The organism is Modestobacter sp. SYSU DS0875 (assembly GCF_054050915.1).
In genome coordinates this window covers 156,813-176,846 of record NZ_JBJHAH010000004.1, presented here as the reverse complement: position 1 = coordinate 176,846, position 20,034 = coordinate 156,813, and the positions used below count along the sequence as shown (strand labels likewise).

15 protein-coding genes and 1 pseudogene are annotated in these 20,034 nt (G+C 75.4%); 4 read left to right on the top strand and 12 right to left on the bottom strand.

All coding sequences use genetic code 11. The annotated features are described in order from the left end of the window. The 7 genes and pseudogenes from ACI79Y_RS03785 to ACI79Y_RS03755 all read right to left on the bottom strand — a co-directional run. A pseudogene (locus tag ACI79Y_RS03785) lies at positions 1 to 2,326 on the bottom strand (hypothetical protein); the annotation flags it as partial. A gap of 129 nt (positions 2,327 to 2,455) precedes the next feature. Further along, complete coding sequence (locus ACI79Y_RS03780) at positions 2,456 to 3,865, bottom strand: NAD(P)H-quinone dehydrogenase (RefSeq protein ID WP_457157185.1); 1,410 nt, start codon at positions 3,863 to 3,865, stop codon at positions 2,456 to 2,458. A gap of 110 nt (positions 3,866 to 3,975) precedes the next feature. After that, entirely contained in the window at positions 3,976 to 4,953 is a 978-nt protein-coding gene (gene meaB / locus ACI79Y_RS03775; protein WP_457157184.1) for a methylmalonyl Co-A mutase-associated GTPase MeaB, read from the bottom strand. Between the two features lie 43 nt (positions 4,954 to 4,996). Further along, positions 4,997 to 7,207 (bottom strand): methylmalonyl-CoA mutase, encoded by a 2,211-nt coding sequence (gene scpA / locus ACI79Y_RS03770; RefSeq protein WP_457157183.1) that lies wholly within the window; start codon positions 7,205 to 7,207, stop codon positions 4,997 to 4,999. After that, positions 7,204 to 9,147: a methylmalonyl-CoA mutase subunit beta gene (locus ACI79Y_RS03765; RefSeq protein WP_457157182.1), complete on the bottom strand. Its 1,944-nt coding sequence runs from the start codon at positions 9,145 to 9,147 to the stop codon at positions 7,204 to 7,206. Before ACI79Y_RS03765 ends, scpA begins: the two co-directional genes overlap by 4 nt. Positions 9,148 to 9,216: 69 nt before the next feature. After that, entirely contained in the window at positions 9,217 to 10,443 is a 1,227-nt protein-coding gene (locus tag ACI79Y_RS03760; RefSeq protein WP_457157181.1) for an amidohydrolase, read from the bottom strand. Then, a complete protein-coding gene (locus ACI79Y_RS03755) occupies positions 10,440 to 11,615 on the bottom strand; it encodes a glutamate--cysteine ligase (RefSeq protein WP_457157180.1) in 1,176 nt (391 codons plus the stop codon). Before ACI79Y_RS03755 ends, ACI79Y_RS03760 begins: the two co-directional genes overlap by 4 nt. 83 nt (positions 11,616 to 11,698) lie before the next feature. On the opposite strand from ACI79Y_RS03755, the gene ACI79Y_RS03750 reads away from it, so the two are divergent. From ACI79Y_RS03750 to ACI79Y_RS03740, 3 genes are read left to right on the top strand one after another with little or no spacing between them, the layout of a single operon-like run. Next, on the top strand, positions 11,699 to 12,517 hold the full coding sequence (locus tag ACI79Y_RS03750; RefSeq protein WP_457157179.1) for a purine-nucleoside phosphorylase: 819 nt from the start codon (positions 11,699 to 11,701) through the stop codon (positions 12,515 to 12,517). Then, the gene (locus ACI79Y_RS03745) at positions 12,514 to 13,377 is read left to right on the top strand and encodes an NAD-dependent epimerase/dehydratase family protein (protein ID WP_457157178.1); all 864 of its coding nucleotides are present in this window, start codon (positions 12,514 to 12,516) and stop codon (positions 13,375 to 13,377) included. The genes ACI79Y_RS03750 and ACI79Y_RS03745 overlap by 4 nt, the downstream gene beginning before the upstream one ends. Next, positions 13,374 to 15,011 (top strand): phospho-sugar mutase, encoded by a 1,638-nt coding sequence (locus ACI79Y_RS03740; protein WP_457157177.1) that lies wholly within the window; start codon positions 13,374 to 13,376, stop codon positions 15,009 to 15,011. The genes ACI79Y_RS03745 and ACI79Y_RS03740 overlap by 4 nt, the downstream gene beginning before the upstream one ends. Before the next feature lie 47 nt (positions 15,012 to 15,058). On the opposite strand, the gene ACI79Y_RS03735 is transcribed toward ACI79Y_RS03740, so the two are convergent. The 4 genes from ACI79Y_RS03735 to upp all read right to left on the bottom strand — a co-directional run bounded on the left by ACI79Y_RS03735 (position 15,059) and on the right by upp (position 17,616). Next, entirely contained in the window at positions 15,059 to 15,487 is a 429-nt protein-coding gene (locus tag ACI79Y_RS03735) for a DUF805 domain-containing protein (RefSeq protein ID WP_457157176.1), read from the bottom strand. A gap of 110 nt (positions 15,488 to 15,597) precedes the next feature. Then, on the bottom strand, positions 15,598 to 16,026 hold the full coding sequence (locus ACI79Y_RS03730; protein ID WP_457157175.1) for a DUF805 domain-containing protein: 429 nt from the start codon (positions 16,024 to 16,026) through the stop codon (positions 15,598 to 15,600). After that, on the bottom strand, positions 16,023 to 16,910 hold the full coding sequence (locus ACI79Y_RS03725; protein ID WP_457157174.1) for a Gfo/Idh/MocA family protein: 888 nt from the start codon (positions 16,908 to 16,910) through the stop codon (positions 16,023 to 16,025). Before ACI79Y_RS03725 ends, ACI79Y_RS03730 begins: the two co-directional genes overlap by 4 nt. A gap of 82 nt (positions 16,911 to 16,992) precedes the next feature. Beyond that, positions 16,993 to 17,616: a uracil phosphoribosyltransferase gene (gene upp / locus ACI79Y_RS03720; RefSeq protein WP_457157173.1), complete on the bottom strand. Its 624-nt coding sequence runs from the start codon at positions 17,614 to 17,616 to the stop codon at positions 16,993 to 16,995. 170 nt (positions 17,617 to 17,786) lie between these two features. Between upp and ACI79Y_RS03715 the strand changes: the two genes are divergently transcribed. Continuing rightward, positions 17,787 to 18,632: an SDR family oxidoreductase gene (locus ACI79Y_RS03715; protein ID WP_457157172.1), complete on the top strand. Its 846-nt coding sequence runs from the start codon at positions 17,787 to 17,789 to the stop codon at positions 18,630 to 18,632. A gap of 516 nt (positions 18,633 to 19,148) precedes the next feature. Here ACI79Y_RS03715 and ACI79Y_RS03710 read toward each other — a convergent pair. Further along, positions 19,149 to 20,021 carry an alpha/beta fold hydrolase gene (locus ACI79Y_RS03710; RefSeq protein WP_457157171.1) on the bottom strand — a complete coding sequence of 291 codons (873 nt, stop codon included), beginning with the start codon at positions 20,019 to 20,021 and terminating at the stop codon, positions 19,149 to 19,151. Between the last annotated feature and the right edge of the window lie 13 nt (positions 20,022 to 20,034).

Genomic DNA, 20,034 nt, shown 5'->3' with positions numbered 1-20,034 from the left:
CCTGGAAGTGCTGGAAACAGCCACCCCCGGACAACCCACACACCGTGTCGCTGACCGGATAGCCCAGCGCCCCGTTCTCCCAGCCCGTCCGCGCCCACGCGTCCCGGACCGGGCCACTGAGCACCGCACGCACCCCCGTCGCCGCCGTCCAGTACAACGCCCCACGCTGGAACGCCTGCAGACACCCACCGGACCGGAACCCGCACGCCTGCCCCTGCACCGGATAGCCCAGCGCACTCCGCTCCCAGCCCCGCGCCGCCCACCCGCTCCGCAGCGCCCCGGTCAGCACCACCGCCGGGGTCGACGCGCTGCTGTACACCGACCCGCCCTGGAAGTGCTGGAAACAGCCGCCACCGGCCAGCCCGCAGGTGGTGTCCCGCACCGGGTAACCCAGCGCACCACGCTCCCACCCCGTCCGGGCCCACCCGTCGCGGACCGCACCGGTCACGGTGTACGCGCCGACCGCGGGCTGCCAGTAGACCGAGCCGCGCTGGAAGTGCTGCGCGCAGCCGCCGCTGGGCAAGCCGCAGAACGTGTCACCGGTGGGGAGGCCGACGGTGCCGACCAGCGCCGAGCCGGTCCAGCGGTCGCGCACCGCCCCGCTCAGCACCCAGGCCTGCGCCCCCACCGGCCCGGCCAGCGAACCGCGCTGGAAGGCCTGCACGCACCCGGCCGCGTCGCAGACGGTGTCGGTCACCGGGTAACCCAGCGATCCGGACTCCCGTCCGAGCGCGGACCAGCGGGTGCGCACCGGGCCGGTGACCGAGTGCGCGCCCGTGGCCAGCGACCAGTGGATGCTGCCGTTCTCGAACTGCCGGGAGCACCCCCCGCCGCGGAGTCCGCAGACCTGCGCGGCGACGGGCGGACCGAGTGGGCCGCCGTCCCCGCCACTGGCCTGGTGGGCGACCGTGATCGGGGAGCTCGTCGTCACCTCCGCGGTGACGCCGGCGGTGGACGACCCGGTGATGGTCAGGAAGAACGCCCCACCGGCGAGCGCGTGCGGGCCGGCCACCGACGGGTCGAACGGGAACGCCTGGTCAGCGCCCCACCCGGTCGAGGTCGACGGGGAGCCGTCGAGCAGGAGCGAGGTGTCGTTCCCGGTGGCGGCCCGGCGCAGGAGCAGGCCTGGGCGCATCCCCGGCCAGTTCGCCGAGGTGCCCAGCCACGCGTCCGCCCCGGTGGCCGCCCGGTTCTCCAGCCAGTAGACGCTGCCGTCGAGCCCGGTGAGCCGGAGCGCCCGCAGCCCGGTCCGGTCACCGTAGGGGGCGAGGGTGTACGTGCCGCCGGCGTCGGTGGCCGCCAGCGCGGCCCACTGGTCCGCCGGCAGCACCCCGAGGGCCGCAGCATGCGGCGGGTTCAGCGAGCCGACCTGGTCCCAGGACACGCCCATGACGTCGTAGTAGTCCCCGTAGGCGAGGGTGCGGCAGGTGCCGCCCTCGATGACGCCGTCGCACTGACGGGCCGAGGCGTGCCCCAGCCCGATGTTGTGCCCGAACTCGTGGGCGATCAAGGAGGTGGCGATGCCCCGGACGTAGGACACCCCGCCGCTGCCGGGTCCGGTGCCGACGGTGCCGAGCCCGAAGCTGCAGCCCGGTGCGTTCTCCGGCACGTAGACCAGCAGGTGCTTGCCCGCGCCGGCGGTCCACCCCGCCCGGTCCGCGGCCGCCTGCCACAGCGCGTGCGGGTCGGCGCACGTCGCGTCGACCGGCGTCCAGTCGAACCCGGCGACGGTCCCGAACCGGACGGCACCGCCGGACTCGCGCTCCCAGAACTCCGCGACGCCGCCGTCGACCGCGGCACTCACCTGCGCCAGGGTCCGGCCGTCCTTGGCGATGCGGCCGGGCTGCAGGAGCACCACCGTGACCGGGTGGTTCACCGGGCCCACCGCGCCCGCGGTCGGCGGCTCCTCGGCCGGTGCGACGACCTGCGCCTGGAGCACCTCGCGGGCCGGCTCCAGCCCCTCGGCGACGGCCTCGTCCCGCACCTGGTCGCCGAGGGTCACCTGGACCGTGGCCCCCAGCTGGACGTGGTCGACGGCCTCGGTGGGCACCCGGACGGTGTCGCCGTCGTCGCTGCGGACCCAGCTGAGCCGGGCGTCCTCCCCGTCCTCGTGGCCCCCGTCCTCGTGAGCCCCGTGCTCCTCCGCCTCACCCGGCCCCGGGTCGGCGTACGCCTGCACGAGCTCCCCGACCACGGTCTCGCCCGGGGCGGGCGGCGTCGGCTCCGCACGGGCGGTCGAACCGCCCAGCAGGGTCACGGGCAGCGCGAGACTCAGTACGGCGGAGACGACCAGGCGGCGGGGTGCCTGGCGGAGAGCGAGGGGCACGGGGACTCCAGGGCAGACGGGACCGCCCTCAGCATCGGCAGCCGGGACCGGGCTCCGGTCCACCGCGGCCCGGATCCCGGTGCGTGTCCGCGCCAGGCCCCCCGCTGGCCCCGTGCGTCACAGCTCAGGTCAGCTGTGCTCGTCCTCGATCCCCATCAGCCGGCGGCCGGCCTCGGTGATCGACCCGGACAGCGACGGGTAGATCGCGAAGGTCTGCGCCAGGTCCGCGGCGGTGAGGCCCTTGGTGACCGCGAGCGCGATCGGCAGGATCAGCTCCGACGCCCCCGGGGCGACCACGACACCGCCGACGACGACGTCGGTGGAGCGGCGGGTGAAGAGCTTCACGAACCCGTCGTGCAGGTCGCCCATCTTGGCCCGCGCGTTGGTCGCCAGCGGCAGCCGCACGACCTCGACGTCGGCGTCCTCGGTCAGCGTCTTCTCCTGCACGCCGACGGTGGCGATCTCCGGGTGGGTGAACACGTTGGCCGAGACCGTCTTCAGCCGGATCGGCGCGACGGCCTCCCCGAGCGCGTGCCACATGGCGATCCGGCCCTGCATCGCGGCGACCGAGGCGAGCTGGAAGACGCCGGTCACGTCACCGGCCGCGTAGATCCCGGGGACGGTGGTGCGCGAGACGCGGTCGACGACCACGTGCCCGGACCCGGTCACCTCGACACCGCACTGCTCCAGCTGCAGCCCGCTGGTGTTCGGCACGGTGCCCACGGTCATCAGCGCGTGCGAGCCCTCGACCACCCGGCCGTCGGTGAGCTCGACCCGCACGCCCTTCTCGGTGCGGACCACGCTCTGTGCCCGGCCGCGCTCGGCGATCCGCCCGCCGCGGGACTGGAAGACCTGCTCGACCACGGCGGCGGCGTCGGCGTCCTCGCCGGGCAGCACCTGGTCGCGGGAGGAGACCAGGGTGACCGGGACGCCGGCCTCCAGGTAGCCGGAGGCGAACTCCGCGCCGGTGACGCCGGAGCCGACCACGACCAGGTGCTCGGGCATCTCGGTGAGCTCGTAGACGTCGCGCCAGGACAGGATCCGCTCGCCGTCGGGCTCCGCACCGGGCAGCACCCGGGGGTCGGCACCGGTGGCGATCAGCACGACGTCGCCCTCGAGCACCTCGGTCACCTGCCCGTCGGCGTCCAGCACCTCGACCCGGTGCACGGTCAGCCCGCGGACCTCGTCGGCGAGCCGCGCGGCGGCGCCGATGATCCGCACGCCCTCGGAGGCCAGGCGGTGGTGGATGTCGGCGGACTGGGCGACCGCCAGCCCCTTGATCCGGGTGTTCACCGCCGCGAGGTCGATGGCGGCCCGGCCGAGCTCGGTGCCGGTGACGCCCAGGGTGGCGGAGTCGCGGACCGCGGTCATCGCACCGGCGGAGGCGATGAAGGTCTTGGACGGGACGCAGTCGGACAGGACGCTCGCCCCGCCGATGCCGTCGCGCTCGACGACGGTGACGTCGGCGCCGAGCTGGGCGGCGACCAGGGCCGCCTCGTACCCGGCCGGGCCGCCGCCGATGATCACGATGCGGGTCATGGTGTGCTGCTCCAAGCGTGGACCGTCGTCTGCCGGCACCATTGTCACTGTTGCGGCGCCCGCCGTCGCCCACCGACGCGGGAGCGCCACCCCGGAGGGTGCTCGGCCGGTCAGCCGAGGAAGGAACCCAGCAGCCGGCGGGCGGCCAGCGCCGGGGTGAGCTCGCCGGAGAGCACCTCGCGCTCCAGCTCCGGCGCGAGCGACCGGACGCTGGGGTGCTCCCGGAGCCGGTGCTCCAGGCCGTCGCGCACCAGCTGCCAGACCCAGCGCACCTGCTGCTCGCGCCGCCGCCGGTCCAGCTCCCCGGAGGCCCGCCGGCGGTCCTGGTGCGCGACCACCGCGGCCCACACCTCGGCCAGCCCGGCGCCGGTGAGCCCCGCGCAGGTGAGCACCGGGACGTCGTCCCCGGGGCCGCGCAGCATCCGCACCGCCCCGGCCAGCTCGCGGGCGGCCCGGCGGGCGTCGGCCTCCCCCGGGCCGTCGGCCTTGTTCACCGCGATCACGTCGGCGATCTCCAGGATGCCGCGCTTGATCCCCTGCAGCTGGTCGCCGGTGCGCGCGAGGGTGAGGAAGAGGAACGAGTCGACCATCTCCGCGACGGCGATCTCGGACTGCCCGACGCCGACGGTCTCGACCAGGACCACGTCGTACCCGGCGGCCTCGACCACCACCATCGACTCCCGGGTCGCCTGGGCGACCCCGCCGAGGGTGCCCGCGGTCGGCGCGGGCCGGATGAAGGCGGCGGGGTCGACGGCCAGCCGGCTCATCCGGGTCTTGTCGCCGAGCACCGACCCGCCCGAGCGCGCCGACGACGGGTCGACCGCGAGCACCGCGACCCGCGACCCGGCGGCGGTGAGCTGCACGCCGAGGGCGTCGATGAAGGTCGACTTGCCGACGCCGGGCACCCCGCTGATCCCCACCCGGCGGGCGCCTCCGGCGTGCGGCAGCAGCCGCACCAGCAGCTCCTGGGCACGGTCGCGGTGGTCCGCCCGGCGTGACTCGACCAGGGTGATCGCCCGGGCCACCGAGCGCCGGTCGCCGGCGAGCACCCCCTCGGCCAGCGCCGGGACGTCGACCTCCCGGCTCACCGTCGCCTACCTTCCGCCCAAATGGCCATCCTGGCGGGGGTTCTCACGGGTGACCGAGCCGGGCGGACAGCGTCCGCAGCAGCTCCTGCGCGGCCTCGGCGATCACCGTCCCGGGCGGGAAGACCGCGGCGGCGCCCATCTCCCGCAGCGTCGGGACGTCGTCGGGCGGGATCACCCCGCCGACGACGACCAGCACGTCGTCGGCGCCCAGCTCGGCGAGTGCGTCGCGCAGCGCGGGCACCAGGGTCAGGTGGCCGGCGGCCAGCGAGGAGACGCCGACGACGTGCACGTCGGCCTCCACCGCCTGCCGGGCGACCTCCTCCGGGGTCTGGAACAGCGGGCCGACGTCGACGTCGAAGCCGAGGTCGGCGAAGGCGGTGGCGATCACCTTCTGCCCGCGGTCGTGCCCGTCCTGGCCCATCTTGGCCACCAGGATCCGCGGCCGGCGCCCCTCGGCCTCGGCGAACCGGTCGGTCAGCGCGCGGGTCTCGGCCATGGCGCCGGCCTCGCCGGCCTCGTCGCGGTACACACCCGAGATGGTGCGCACCTGACCGGCGTGCCGCCCGTACACCGCCTCCAGCGCGTCGGAGATCTCCCCCACCGTCGCCCGCGCCCGCGCGGCGGCGATGGACAGCGCCAGCAGGTTCTGCTCGAGCCCGGGACCCCGACGGCCCTCGGCTGCGGCGCGCGCGCCGTCGGTGAGCCGGGCCAGCGCCTCCCGGGTCGCGGCCTCGTCCCGGGTCGCCCGCAGCTCGGCGAGCTTCGCCCGCTGCTGGGCCAGCACGTCGGCGTTGTCCACCCGCAGCACCTCGACCGCCTCGTCGGCCTCGACCCGGTACTTGTTGACGCCGATGACCGGCTGGCGGCCGGAGTCGATGCGGGCCTGGGTGCGGGCCGCGGCCTCCTCGATCCGCAGCTTCGGGATGCCGTCGTCGATCGCCTGCGCCATGCCGCCGTGCGCCGCGACCTCCTCGATGTGCGCCCAGGCGCGGCGGGCGAGGTCGTACGTCAGCCTCTCCACGTACGCCGACCCGCCCCACGGGTCGATGACCCGCGTCGTCCCGGACTCCTGCTGCAGCAGCAGCTGGGTGTTGCGGGCGATCCGGGCGGAGGCGTCGGTGGGCAGCGCCAGCGCCTCGTCCAGGGCGTTGGTGTGCAGCGACTGGGTGTGCCCCTGGGTGGCGGCCATCGCCTCCAGGCAGGTGCGGACGACGTTGTTGTAGACGTCCTGCGCGGTCAGCGACCAGCCCGAGGTCTGCGAGTGGGTGCGCAGCGACATGGACTTCGGGTTCGTCGCGCCGGCCTCGCGGACCAGCCGGGCCCACAGCAGCCGCCCGGCCCGCAGCTTCGCGACCTCCATGAAGAAGTTCATGCCGATGGCCCAGAAGAAGCTCAGCCGCGGGGCGAAGGCGTCGACGTCCAGGCCCGCGGCCTTCCCCGCCTCCAGGTACTCGACGCCGTCGGCGAGCGTGTAGGCCAGCTCCAGGTCGGCCGTCGCTCCGGCCTCCTGGATGTGGTAGCCGGAGATCGAGATCGAGTTGTACCGCGGCATCCGCTGCGAGGTGAACGCGAAGATGTCGCTGATGATCTGCATCGACGGCTGCGGCGGGTAGATGTAGGTGTTGCGGACCATGAACTCCTTGAGGATGTCGTTCTGGATCGTCCCCGTGAGCTGGTCCGGGCTCACCCCCTGCTCCTCCGCCGCGACGACGTAGAGCGCCAGCACCGGCAGCACCGCGCCGTTCATCGTCATCGACACGCTCATCCGGTCCAGCGGGATGCCGTCGAAGAGCTGCCGCATGTCCAGGATCGAGTCGATCGCCACCCCGGCCATCCCGACGTCTCCGACCACCCGCGGGTGGTCGGAGTCGTAGCCCCGGTGGGTGGGCAGGTCGAAGGCGACCGACAGGCCCTTCTGCCCGGCAGCCAGGTTGCGCCGGTAGAAGGCGTTGGAGGCCGCGGCCGTGGAGAACCCGGCGTACTGCCGGATGGTCCACGGCTGGGTGGTGTACATCGTCGGGTAGGGCCCGCGCAGGTAGGGCGCGATGCCCGGGTACGTGGCCAGCGAGTCCAGCCCGGCCAGGTCGGCCGGGGTGTACAGCGGCGGGACGGCGATCCCCTCCGGGGTCTGCCAGGCCGCCTCGGCCGGGGTCCGCCCGGTGGCCTGCGCGAACGCCGACGCCCAGTCCGTGCCGGTGGCCGACGCCTGCGGAGCGCCGAGCTCCAGGTCGCCGAAGTCGGGGATCGCGCTCACGGCCGCACCTCCAGGTCGGGACCCTGCGCTTCAGCGCGAGAAGGCGCGGGTGCTTTCTCGCGATGAAGCGCGGGTGGGACGTCGAGCTGGTCGAGGACGGTGGTCAGCACGGCGAGGGCGTCGCAGCCGGTGGACAGGTGCCCGTCGACGCCCGCGACGTCGGCGGTGCCGGCCAGCCACACCTGGGTCGCGCCGGCCGCCCGCAACTCCGCGGCCAGCGCTGCGCCGTCGGCGTCGTAGTCGCGGTCGGTGCCGCAGATGCAGGCCACCGTCGTCCCGGCCTCGGCGAACCCGGAGGCGCCGTCGCCGGACGGCGTGCGCAGCCCGCCGGCGGCGAACAGGTTCGTGGCGAAGCCGGTGCGGGCGGTGTGCCGGGCGGCCGGGCCGAGCGTGGCCAGGTACACCGCCGGCCGCGGCTCAGTGGCCTCGACGCGGTCGCGCAGCGCCTCGAACCGCTCGGCGGTGCGCACCCGGGGCAGCCCGCCGGGCCCGGACGGCGGCCGCCAGGGGTCCGGCCGGCGGCTCGGTGGCACCTCCGCGGCGTCGGGGAACTCGGTGACGCCGGTGACCGCGTCGGTGCGGTGCGCCACCCGCTCCTGCCGGGTCGCCCAGGCGGCGGCGATCCGCTCGCCGACCAGCCCGGAGGCCAGCGCGGCGGACAGCCCGCCGGCCCGCTCCACCTCGGTGAACCAGGCCCAGGCGGCCCGGGCGATCGACTCGGTGAGCGCCTCGACGTACCAGGAGCCGCCGGCCGGGTCGAGCACCCGGCCCACGGACCCCTCCTCCAGCAGCAGGGTCTGGGTGTTGCGGGCGATCCGCCGGGCGAACGCGTCGGGCAGCCCGAGCGCGGCGTCGAACGGCTGCACCGTGACGACGTCGGCGCCGCCGACGCCCGCGGCGAAGCAGGCGACCGTCGTGCGCAGCATGTTCACCGCCGCGCCGTGCCGGGTGACCATCGCCGACGAGGTGACCGCGTGCTGGCGCATCGCCCGGTGCTCCGCCGCCACCCCGCTGGCCTCGCCCACCCGGTTCCACAACCGGCGCGCGGCGCGCAGCGCGGCGATGGTGGTGAACTGGTCGACCCCGGCGGAGAGCCGGAACTCCAGCTGGCCGAACGCCTCGTCCACCGGCAGCCCGCCGTCGGTCAGGGCCCGCAGGTAGCCCACCCCTGCGGCGATCGCGCAGCCGAGCTCCTCGACCACCGACCCGCCGGCGTCGGCGAACACCGTGCCGTCGACGACGACGGTGCGCCAGCCCGCGGGAGCGCGGCGCGCCAGGCCGGCCAGGCCGGTGAGGTCCTGCTCCTCCCCAGTGGCCGCCTGCACGCCCAGCGGGTCCAGGCCCAGGCAGCCGCCCGGTGCGAGGTCTGTGCGCCCCTCGACCAGGGAGAGGAACGCCTCGGCCGCCACCGGCCCCCCGTCGACCGTCACCGGCGCGAGGTCCAGGTAGACGTCGGCGAGCACGTCCCCCAGCGCCTCGACCGGGAGGGCGCCCTCACCGAGCACCAGCCAGAGCGAGGTGACGCCGTTCTCCAGGTCGGCGGCGATCGCCTCCCGGGTGCGGGCGACGTCGGGGTCGGCGTGCCGCTGCCGGACGTCCCACCCGGCCGGCACCTCCACCTCGGCGCCACCCGCCCGGGAGCCGCGGACGAAGGGCGGCGCCCCCGGCACCCCGACGGCGGTGGGCAGGTCGCCGACGTCCTCGGCGGTGTACAGCGGCGCGACGGTGACCCCGGTGGCCACGGTCCGGCGCAGCGCGTCCTCGACCGGGTCGGGCAGGTCGTCCCGCCCGGCCTTGCGCAGCACCCCGGCGACCAGCTCCCGCCACTGTTCCCGGGTGGCGGCCGGGAAACCGGCCGCGAGGGCGAGCTCCTCCGGCGTACCCGGCTCGGCGGGGGGCGGCCCGGCCGGACGCCCCGCCTGCTGGTCGGGAGAGCTCATCGTCGGGTCCTCGCCTCTCGGTGCCGCGCGGTGCGTCGGTGCAACTCGTGGGCCCAACCTCTACACGATCTACCGGGCAGGGTCACCCACGGGGACGGCCGCGTCGGCGGCCAGCGCGTGCAGCGCCGTGCGGGCCAGCAGCCGGACGCCGACGCCGATCGCCGCCTCGTCGACGTCGAACGTGCCGCGGTGCAGGTCGAGCGGCGGGCCGGAGCCGGCGGTGCCCAGCCGGGCCAGCGCGATCGGCAGCACCTCGGCGAACCAGCCGAAGTCCTCCCCGCCCATGCTCTGCGGGGAGAGCACGACCCCCTCGCCGCCGACGGTCTCGATCGCGGCCGCGCGCAGCAGGGCGACGCTGCGCGGGTCGTTGACCACCGGCGGCACACCCCGCACGTACTCGATGGCGACCTCGGCGCCCGAACCGGCCGCCACCTCGGTGACCAGCCGGCGGACCAGGTCCTCCGCCTCGCCCCACACCGACCGGTCCAGCACCCGCAGGGTGCCGCGCAGCGTGCCGGTCTGCGGGATGGCGTTCGCCGCGACACCGGCGCTGACCGCCCCCCAGACCAGCGACAGGCTCGACCGCGGGTCGACCACGCGGGAGAGCAGACCGGGGACGTCGGTGACCACCCGGCCCAGCGCGTGCACCAGGTCGACGGTCAGCTGCGGCCGGGCGGTGTGCCCGCCGGGCCCGGTCAGGGTGACCTCGACCCGGTCGCAGGCGGCGGTGATCGCGCCGTTGCGGAGCCCCACCTGCCCGACCGGCAGCGAGGGGTCGCAGTGCAGCGCGAACGCCCGGGTGGCGCCGGTCAGCACGCCCTCGTCGACGACCGCCAGGCCACCGCCGGGCAGCTGCTCCTCGGCCGGCTGGAAGACGCAGCGCACGGTGCCGGGCAGCCGCTCCTGCGCGGCGAGCGCCAGTGCGACGCCGAGCAGCACCGTGGTGTGCACGTCGTGCCCGCAGGCGTGGCAGAGGCCCTCGCGGGTGGAGCGGTAGGGCACGTCCTTGAGGTCGGCCAGCGGCAGCGCGTCGATGTCGGCACGCAGCACGACGACCGGGCCGTCGGGGTCACCGGGCACGTCGCACACCAGGCCGGTGCCGCTGCGCAGCCGCCGCGGACGCAACCCTGCCGCGGACAGCCGCTGCTCGAGGTGGGCGGTTGTCTCGTGCTCGGCGAACCCGAGTTCGGGGTGGGCGTGCAGGTGGCGGCGGACGGCGACCAGCTCCGGGTGGTGCTCCTTGGTCCAGTCGTCGAGCCGGGCGCCGGCGTCGTCCGGGGAGGGGGCCTCGCTCACCGCGGCTCCCCGGCGGCGTCGTCGACGTCGGGCAGGCCGGCCGGCAGGCCGTCGCGCAGCTCGGCGACCAGGCTGTCCACGACCGGGTGCAGGTCGCCGCCGTGCGCGGCGGCGACCGCCCGCTGCCGCTGGTAGGACCCCCCGACGGCCAGCACCCGGCGGACGTCGAGCAGCTCGGCCTCGCAGCCGAGCTTGCGGGCGGTGGGCAGCAGCTCCTCGACCAGCTCGGCCAGCGCCTCCCGAACGGGTGCGACGGTGCCCTGCTCGTCGACGACGATCTTCGCGTCCAGGCCGTAGCGCACCGCCCGCCACTTGTTCTCCCGGGCGATCCAGCCGGCCGGGGTGGGCAGGGTGTAGCCCCGGTCGAGCTGGGTGTCGAGCTGCTCGACCAGGCACTGGGCCAGCGCGGCGACGGCGCCGATCTCGTCGAGGGTGGGCAGCCCGTCGCAGATCCGCAGCTCGACGGTGCCGAAGTCCGGGTGCGGGCGGATGTCCCACCACACCTCGCGGACGCTCTCGATCGCCCCGGCGGCGATGAGCGTGCCCATGTACTCCTCGAACCCGGCCCAGTCGGTGAGCTGGTACGGCAGCCCGGCGGTCGGCATGCCCTCGAAGACCTTGGTGCGCACCGAGGCCAGGCCGGTGTCGCAGCCGGACCAGAAGGGCGAGGACGCCGACAGCGCGAGGAGGTGCGGCACGTACCCGGTGAGCGCGTTGACGATCGGGACGATCTTGTCCGGCGAGCGGACGCCGACGTGCACGTGCACGCCGAAGACCTGCATCCGGCGGGCCAGCCACTGCGTCCGCTCGACCAGCTCGGCGTACCGCTCCTTGGGCGAGATCTCCTGGGTGTCCCAGCGGGTGTAGGGGTGGCTGCCGGCGCACATGAGGTCCAGGCCGCGCCGGTCGGCCGCGGCGACGACCTCGGCGAGGGTGCCGGCGAGGTCGGCCTTGGCCTCGGCGACGGTGGTGCAGATCCCGGTGATGACCTCGACCGTCGACTGCAGCAGCTCGTGCTTGGCCTTCGGGTGCTCCTCGAGGCCGTCGGGGGTGATCTCGGCCAGGATCTCGGTGGCGCCGGAGGTCAGCTCACCGGTCTCCCGGTCGACCAGCTGGAGCTCCCACTCCACTCCCAGGGAGGCGCGCTCGGACGAGTGGAAGGGGATCTGCACCCGGTGAGTCTAGGAGCGGCGGAGGCGGGCCGCCGGTCGTGCGAGCAGGTGCGGTGTCCGACCCGGTCCCTATGCTCGCGCAGGTGAGCGAGCCCACCGCAGCACCCCCGTCCGATCCCACTGCGCTGGCCGCACAGGCCGCCGAGCAGCTGACCGCCACCGTCGGCGGGGACCACGACGTCGCCGTCGTCATGGGGTCGGGCTGGGCGCCGGCCGCTGACGCGTTCGGCGAGACGCTGGCGAGCGTCGCCATCGGCGAGCTCCCCGGCTTCGCCGCCCCCACGGTCACCGGCCACGGCGGGCAGATCCGCTCGGTGCGGGTGGGCGACCGCAAGGTGCTGCTGTTCCTGGGCCGCACCCACCTGTACGAGGGCCGCGGGGTCGAGCCGGTGGTGCACGGCATCCGCACCGCCGCTGCCGCCGGGGTGCGCACCGTGGTGCTGACCAATGCCGCCGGCGGCCTGCGGCCCGAGCACCGGGTCGGGCAGGCGGTGCTGATCAGCGACCACCTCAACCTGACCGCGCGCTCGCCCCTGGTCGGCGCCACCTTCGTCGACCTCACCGACCTGTACTCCGCCCGGCTGCGCGCGCTGGCGAGGGAGATCGACCCGTCGCTGGCCGAGGGCGTCTACGCCGCCCTGCCCGGCCCGCACTTCGAGACGCCGGCGGAGATCCGGATGCTCACCACCCTCGGCGCCGACCTGGTCGGCATGTCGACGGCGCTGGAGGCGATCGCCGCCCGGGCCGCGGGCCTGGAGGTGGTCGGGTTGTCGATGGTCACCAACGCCGCGGCCGGGATCACCGGGGAGGCGCTGGACCACCTGGAGGTGCTGGAGGCCGGCAAGGCCGCCGCCGGCCGGCTCGGGGAGTTCCTGGTGCAGCTGATCGGGCGCATGCCGTGACGACTCCCGGGCCGGTCCTGGTGACCGGTGCCGCCGGCGGCATCGGCACCGTGCTGCGCAGTGGCCTGCCCGAGCACGGCTGGGCGCTGCGCTGCCTGGACGTCGTCCCGGTGCCCGAGCCGCGACCCGGGGAGGAGCACCTTGTGGCCGACGCCGCCGACCTGGCCGCCGTCGCGGCGGCGGCCGACGGCACCGGCGCGGTCGTCCACCTGGCCGGGGTGCTGGGCGAGTCGACCTGGGAGGCGATCGAGCGGTCGCACATCGAGACCACCCACGCCGTGCTGGAGGCCGCGCGACGGGCCGGGGTCGGCCGGGTCGTGCTGGCCAGCAGCAACCACGCGAGCGGTTTCACGCCCCGGCCGGCCGACGGGCTGCTCACCGAGGCCGCCGCGCCCCCGCGGCCGGACACCTTCTACGGCGTCGCGAAGGTGACCATGGAGGCGCTGGGCTCGCTCTACGCCGACCGGTACGAGATCGACGTGGTCTGCCTGCGCATCGGCAGCGCCTTCCCGCGGCCGACGACGGTCCGCCAGCTGTCCACCTGGCTGTCGCCGGGTGACACCGTGCGGTTGTTCGACGCAGCGCTGCGCGCGCCGTCCCCCGGCTTCCGCGTCGTGTGGGGGGTGTCGGCCAACACCCGGGGCTGGTGGGACCTGACCGCCGCCCGCGCGCTGGGGTACGACCCGCAGGACGACGCGGAGGCCCACGCGCCGGCGCTGCTGGAGGTGCACGGCGAGCCCGACCCCCGCGACCCGGTGCACGGCCGGGTGGGTGGCGAGTACACGCTGCCGGACCTCGACGCCGACGTGGTCGCGGCGCAGACCGCACCGGTCCAGCCGAGCAGTGGAGGAACCCGGTGACCCGCTCCCCCGACGTGCTGACCACCGCCCGCGCCTGGGCCGACGACGACCCGCACGACGGCGACCGGGCCGAGATCGAGGCGCTGATCGAGGCGGCCGACACCGAGGAGCTGGCCCGCCGCTTCGCCGGCCCGCTCACCTTCGGCACCGCCGGGCTGCGCGGTCCGCTGCGCGCGGGCCCGGCCGGGATGAACGCCGCGGTCGTCACCCGCGCGGCCGCCGGGCTGGGGGCCTGGCTGCGCGACGCCGGCCACGCCGGTGGTGGGGTGGTGATCGGCTTCGACGCCCGGCGCCGCTCCGACGAGTTCGCCCGGCTGTCCGCCGAGGTGCTGGCCGGCGCCGGTTTCGCCGTCCAGGTGCTGCCCCGGCCGCTGCCCACGCCGGTGCTGTCGTTCGCCGTCCGGCACCTGGGCGCGGTCGCCGGAATCATGGTGACCGCGAGCCACAACCCGCCGCAGGACAACGGGTACAAGGTCTACCTCGGCGACGGCGCGCAGCTGGTGCCGCCGGCCGACCGGGAGATCGAGGCGGCGATCGCCGCCGTCGGGTCGCTGCGGTCGGTGCCGCGCAGCGACGACTGGGTGACCTGCGGCGACGACGTCGAGGCCGACTACGTGGCCGCCGTCGTCGACGCGCTGGAGCCCGGCCGGGTGGCGCTCGCCGACCGGCAGCGGCTCACCGTCGCCTACACCGCGATGCACGGCGTCGGGTCGGCCACCACCCGCCGGGTGTTCGAGGCGGCCGGCTTCGGGCCGCTGCACACCGTGCCGCAGCAGGACCGGCCCGACCCGGCGTTCCCGACCGTCGCCTTCCCCAACCCGGAGGAGCCGGGCGCGGTCGACCTGCTGATCGCCCGCGCCGAGCAGGCCGGCGCCGACGTCGCGATCGCGGAGGACCCCGACGCCGACCGCTGCTCGGTCGTCGTGGGCGGGCGCCAGCTGACCGGCGACGAGGTCGGCGCGCTGCTGGGCGACTGGCTGCTGCGCCGCGGCGTGCGCGGCACCTACGCCTGCTCGCTGGTGAGCGGGTCGCTGCTGGGCGCACTCGCCCGCGCGCACGGCGCGCCGTTCGAGCAGACCCCCACCGGCTTCAAGTGGATCATCCGGGCCGGCTCGGCCGAGGCGCCGTTGGCATTCGGCTACGAGGAGGCGCTGGGCTACGCGGTGACCCCCCGGGTCGCGCACGACAAGGACGGCATCTCCGCGGCGCTGGCGGTGGCGCTGCTCGCCGCCGAGCTGCACGCCGACAGGCGGACGCTGACCGACCGGCTCGACGAGCTGGCCGTGGAGCACGGGCTGTTCGCCACCGGGCCGCTGTCGGTGCGGGTGGAGGACCTCTCCGTCATCTCCGGGGCGATGGTCCGGTTGCGTGCCCAGCCGCCCGCGCAGCTGCTCGGCCGGGACGTCGAGGCCGCCGACCTGGCGCACGCCGACCCACCGGTCGACGCGGTGCGGCTGACCGGCGACGGCGTCCGGGTGGTCGTACGCCCCAGCGGCACCGAGCCCAAGCTCAAGGCCTACCTGGAGACCGTCGTCCCGGTGGCCGACGCCGCCGGGCTGCCCGCCGCCCGCGAGCGCGCCGAGGCGGAGCTGGACCGGCTGCGCACGGAGATGTCCGCCGCGCTGGGGCTGTAGCGCCCGCCACCCGCCGCCGCCCGGTCAGCCGGGCGGCGGCGGGGTGGTCAGCGGTAGCTCTGCGGGTAGCCCGGCTCCGGCACCCGCTCGCCGGCCGGCGGCGGGCCGTAGTCGTTGGTGCGCTCCTCCCCGGGCAGGAACCCGACCTGGACCACCAGGATCAGGACGCCCACCAGCGGGATGAGCCCGATCAGCAGCCACCAGGCCGAGTGCCCTCGGTCGTGCAGCCGGGTGACGTTCGAGGAGAACGAGGGCACCAGGGTGAGCAGCGCGACGATCGGCGACAGCACGCCGAGCGTCGTCTGCACGCTGGCGCTCGTCGCCGTGGTCGTCGTGTCGGTGACCTGGCTGAAGCCGAAGGCCAGGTCGGCCGCGAAGGCCAGGGCGTTCACGAGCCAGATCGGCAGGACGTAGTGGAGCCAGAAGGTGCGGCGGCTGATCCTGCCGCGGGACACGTACCACTGGGCGATGTTCATGGGACCTCACCGTCGTTGCGGACCGACGCCGTCCGGAGGGCCGGCACTTCATCGTGCCGATCACGCAGGGTGGCGTCTGTCCCCCGGCCGGGCGACGCGCTCGCCGGCGGTCAGGCGGGTGGGCGGCCGTAGCGGTTGGGGTGCTGCTGCGTCCCGAGGAAGCCGCAGGTGAGGAACAGGACCAGCCAGCCGATCACGGGGAGCGCCGCCCACAGCAGCCACCAGGCGGAGTGGTCGCGGTCGTGCAGCCGGGTGACGGTGGCCGCGACGTTCGGCACGACCAGCACCAGCGCAGCCAGCACGGTCACCGGCCCGCCCTGGCTGGGGAAGGCCCACAGCAGGTCGGCGACGTCGAGGACGTTCTCCCGGTCCTGGAAACGGGGGAACGCGTCGGGGAAGGTCGAGGCGTCGACCAGCGAGGCGAGCACCCCGATGAGCAGGATGACGAGCACGTAGCGCAGCCACCAGTCGCTGCGCTGGATCCGCCCGGTGGGGACGTACCAAGCGGCGGGGCCGACCCGGCCGTCGTTGCGGGTCACGCGGCGACGGTCTCCCGGCAGCCGCTGGCCAGGGACCGCTGCGCGGTCTCGAGCACCCGGACGACGTCCCGGCCGAAGGTGGCGTCGCAGGGGTGGGCGCCGCCGGTGAGCGCGGCGGCCTGCAGCTCGTCGACCGCGACCCGGTGCGCGGCGACCGCGGTGTCGGACTCCGGCAGCAGCACCAGCCGGCCGGCGTCGCCGTGCACCCACACGTCGATGCCCGCCGACAGCCCGGCGGCGGTGTGCGACAGCGTGACGGTGCTCGCCCGCCCGTCGTCGTGGCCGAGGACCAGGTGCACGGTGTCGCCCTGCCCGGCGCCGGCCTGCACGGTGCGCACGGGTCCGAGGGTGGGGACGAGCAGCGCCAGGGCGTGCGGGCCGACGTCCCACAGCGCGCCGTGCTGCCGCCGCCACGCGGAGTCGAAGGGGCTGCCGGCCAGCGAGCCCAGCCAGGTGACCGCGCCGCCGGCCAGGGTGGTGCGGCTCGCCTCCTGCAGCCAGGTGGAGGTCGCCGTCCGGAAGCGGCTGGTGAAGAAGACGACCGAGGCGACCCCGGCGGTCCCGACCGCGGTGACCACCCGGTCGGCGGCCGCGAGCGTCAGCCCCACCGGCTTCTCCAGCAGGAGGTGCTTGCCCGCCGCGGCGGCGCGCTCGGCCAACGGCACCTGCACGTCCGGCGGGACGGCGACGCTGACGGCGTCGACGTCGGCGAGCAGCGCGTCGAGGTCGTCGGTGCCGGCGACGTCGAACTCCGCGCCCACCGCCTTGGCCTTGGCCAGGTCACGGCCCCAGACCCCGGCCAGCTCGGCGTCGGGGTGCTCCGCCAGGGAGGCGGCGTGCACCGTGCGTGCCCAGTGGCCGGTGCCCAGCACCCCGAACCGCATCAGGCCACTCCTCCGGGTCTGCCCACGGTCACTCCGTTCCGCTCCTCGCTCGTCCCTCGCTGCAATGCTCTCTCCGTTGTGGTCAGACGGCGCCGAACTGGCGGTCACCGGCGTCACCGAGGCCCGGGACGATGTAGGCGTTCTCGTCCAGGCCCTGGTCGATGCTGGCGGTGAAGACCCGCAGCGGCAGGCCGCTGGCCTCCAGGCGCTCGATGCCCTCGGGAGCGGCGAGCGCGCACAGCACGGTGATGTCGGTGCAGCCGCGGTCGGTGAGCAGGGTGCAGCAGTGCACCAGCGAGCCGCCGGTGGCCAGCATCGGGTCGAGGACGAAGACCGCCCGGCCGACCAGCGACTCCGGCAGCGAGGCCATGTAGGCCTCGGGCTGGAAGGTGACCTCGTTGCGGGCCAGGCCGACGAAGCCCATCTGCGACTCCGGCAGCATGCCGTGCGCGGTGTCGGCCATGCCGAGGCCGGCACGGAGCACCGGGACGATCAGCGGCGGACCGGCCAGCCGGTAGCCGATGGTGTCGGTGACCGGGGTGGTGATCGACTCCTCGGCGACCTCGAGGTCGCGGGTGGCCTCGTAGACCAGCATCTGGGTGAGCTCGCGCAGGGCGGCGCGGAACGCGGCGTTGTCGGTGCGCTCGTCGCGCATCCGGGACAGGCGGGCGCGGGCGATCGGGTGGTCGACGACGGTGAGCTGCACGGCGCACACCGTATCGGCCCCCGGGTCCCGGTCAGGCGCTGAGCCGGGCGACGGCCTCCCCGGCGGCCCACCGGGCGCCGGACCTGCACATCGCTGTCAGGGTGGACTCGTCAGGCACCGGCCCACCGACGAGCCGGGCGACGTCCGGACCGAGCACCCTGGAGCAACCCATGCCCCCTGCCCCGATCGCCGTCACCGGCTCCACCGGCCACCTCGGCGGCCGCGTCGCACGACTGCTCGCCGAGGCCGGGGTTCCGCAGCAGTTGCTGGTCCGTGACCCCTCCCGGGCACCGCAGCTGCCGGGAGCGACCGTCGTCCGGGCGCCCTACGGCGACCGGGAGGCGGTGCGCGAGGCACTCGCGGGCGTGCCGGTCGTGCTGATGGTGTCGGCGTCGGAGACCGCTGACCGGGTCGACCAGCACCGCAGCTTCCTCGACGCCGCGGCCGACGCCGGGGTCGAGCACCTGGTCTACACGTCCTTCGAGGGCGCGGCGGCGGATGCGACCTTCACCCTGGCCCGCGACCACTGGGCGACCGAACAGCACATCCGTGCGCTCGGGCTGCCGGCCACGTTCCTCCGCGACCAGCTCTACCTGGACTCGCTCGTGGAGTTCGTCGGGCAGGACGGCGCGATCCGCGGGCCAGCTGGCGACGGCCGGGTGGCGGCCGTGGCCCGGGACGACATCGCGGACGCTGCGGTCGCCGTCCTCCGCGACCCGGCTGCCCACGGCGGGCGCACCTGGTCGCTGACCGGGCCGGAGGCGCTGACGCTCCACGAGGTGGCCGACACGATCAGCGCGGTCACCGGCAGGGCGACCCGCTACCTCCCGGAGACCCACGACGAGGCCTACGCCTCCCGGGCGTCCTACGGTGCGCCCGACTGGGAGGTCGAGGCGTGGGTGTCGACCTACACGGCGATCGCGGACGGTTCGCTGGCCGGCGTCACCGATCACGTCGCAGAGCTCACCGGTCACCCGGCGCGGTCGCTGGAGCAGGTGCTGCGCGCCCTGCGCTGACCACCGACCCGGCTCCGGCGGCGGTGCACCACCCGTGGTGCTCGAGCCTCTGCCGTCGTCCGCGGCGGGCGAGCTGCTGACGCTGCAACGGGCGGCGTACGTCAGCGAGGCGCAGCTGAACGACGACGTACGGCTGCCCGCTCTCACGCAGACCCTCGATGAGCTGACCGTCGAGCTGGCCGCCAGCACGTGCGTGGCCGCGTGGTCCGGTGCGCGGCTGGTCGGCGCCGTGCGCATCCGGGAAGTGGCCCAGGTGCTCCACGTCGGCGGCTCGTCGTCGCGCCGGACCAGCAGGACATCGGGATCGGCCGCCGGCTGCTGGGGGCGGCGGAGGCCAACACCACGTGCACGCGGGCCACGTCGTTCACCGGGTCGCGGAGCGAGGCCAAGCTCCGGCTCTCCCGCCGGCACGGGTACGTCGAGGACCGGCCGGAGGAGCTGCGGCCGGGCTGGAGATCGTGCACCTGGTCAAGGAGCTGCCCTGAGCGGCGCCCCTGCCCTGCGGGCGACGGCGACTCAGGCTCGCCCTGCGTCCACGCGTGCGGTGTGTGCCAGCACGGCGGCGGCCAGCGGCGGGACGACCGCGGACGGCAGGGCGTGCCCCATCCCCGGCACGGTCACGAGGTGGGCGCCGGGGATGGCCTCAGCGATGCGACGGGCCGCCGGCGGCGGGTTGATCGGGTCGTTCGGCGCCTCGACGACCAGCGTCGGGACCGTCACCCCAACGAGCTCCGCGCCGCGTGCGAGCCCGGTCTGGTCGGCTCGCGCGTGCGCCGCCGTGTTGTCGTGCCGCCCGGCGTGGTCGATCACCGCTTCCTCCACCCGACGGAACTCCTCGGCGTCGAAGGGGATGTCGGCGCCGTTCAGCAGCCGCCAGTGCTCGACCCGCCAAGCCACCTCGGCAGCCCGATCGCGCGGGTCCGGCAGGTGCTCCCACAGCTCCAGCAGCCGTGGGTCGGTGTCGGTGAAGGCGGGGGGCGCGGCACCGCCCGGGCCGGCGCCCTCCAGCACCGCGGTCGCGAAGACCGTGGCCGAGCAGAGCCGATCCGGGTGGTCGAGCAGCAGGAGCTGGACCAGCGTGCCGCCCATCGACATGCCCACCACGTGGGCGCGTGCGATGCCGAGCGCGTCGATGACCCGCACCGCGTCGTCCGCCAGGTCCCGGATCGCGTACGGGCTCTCGTCGAAGCCCCAGGTCGACCGGCCCGTGTCCCGGTGGTCGTAACGGATGACCCGGTGTCGTTCACCCAGCGCGCGGACCAGGTCGTCGGGCCACGTGAGACCGGAGGCGTTGGCGCCCATGACGAGCAGCATCGGTGCCCCGTCCGCGCGGCCGGTCTCCTCGATCCAGAGTCGCACGCCGGGCGAGCCGTCGACGAACATTTCCATCGCGGCATGCAAG

What these genes read in the sequence shown, in the direction of transcription:
- ACI79Y_RS03780 (WP_457157185.1), bottom strand. Translation starts at nt 3,865, where the DNA reads ATGACCCGCATCGTGATCATCGGCGGCGGCCCGGCCGGGTACGAGGCG.
- ACI79Y_RS03765 (WP_457157182.1), bottom strand. Translation starts at nt 9,147, where the DNA reads ATGAGCTCTCCCGACCAGCAGGCGGGGCGTCCGGCCGGGCCGCCCCCC.
- ACI79Y_RS03735 (WP_457157176.1), bottom strand. Translation starts at nt 15,487, where the DNA reads ATGAACATCGCCCAGTGGTACGTGTCCCGCGGCAGGATCAGCCGCCGC.
- ACI79Y_RS03725 (WP_457157174.1), bottom strand. Translation starts at nt 16,910, where the DNA reads ATGCGGTTCGGGGTGCTGGGCACCGGCCACTGGGCACGCACGGTGCAC.
- ACI79Y_RS03715 (WP_457157172.1), top strand. Translation starts at nt 17,787, where the DNA reads ATGCCCCCTGCCCCGATCGCCGTCACCGGCTCCACCGGCCACCTCGGC.
- ACI79Y_RS03710 (WP_457157171.1), bottom strand. Translation starts at nt 20,021, where the DNA reads ATGGAAATGTTCGTCGACGGCTCGCCCGGCGTGCGACTCTGGATCGAG.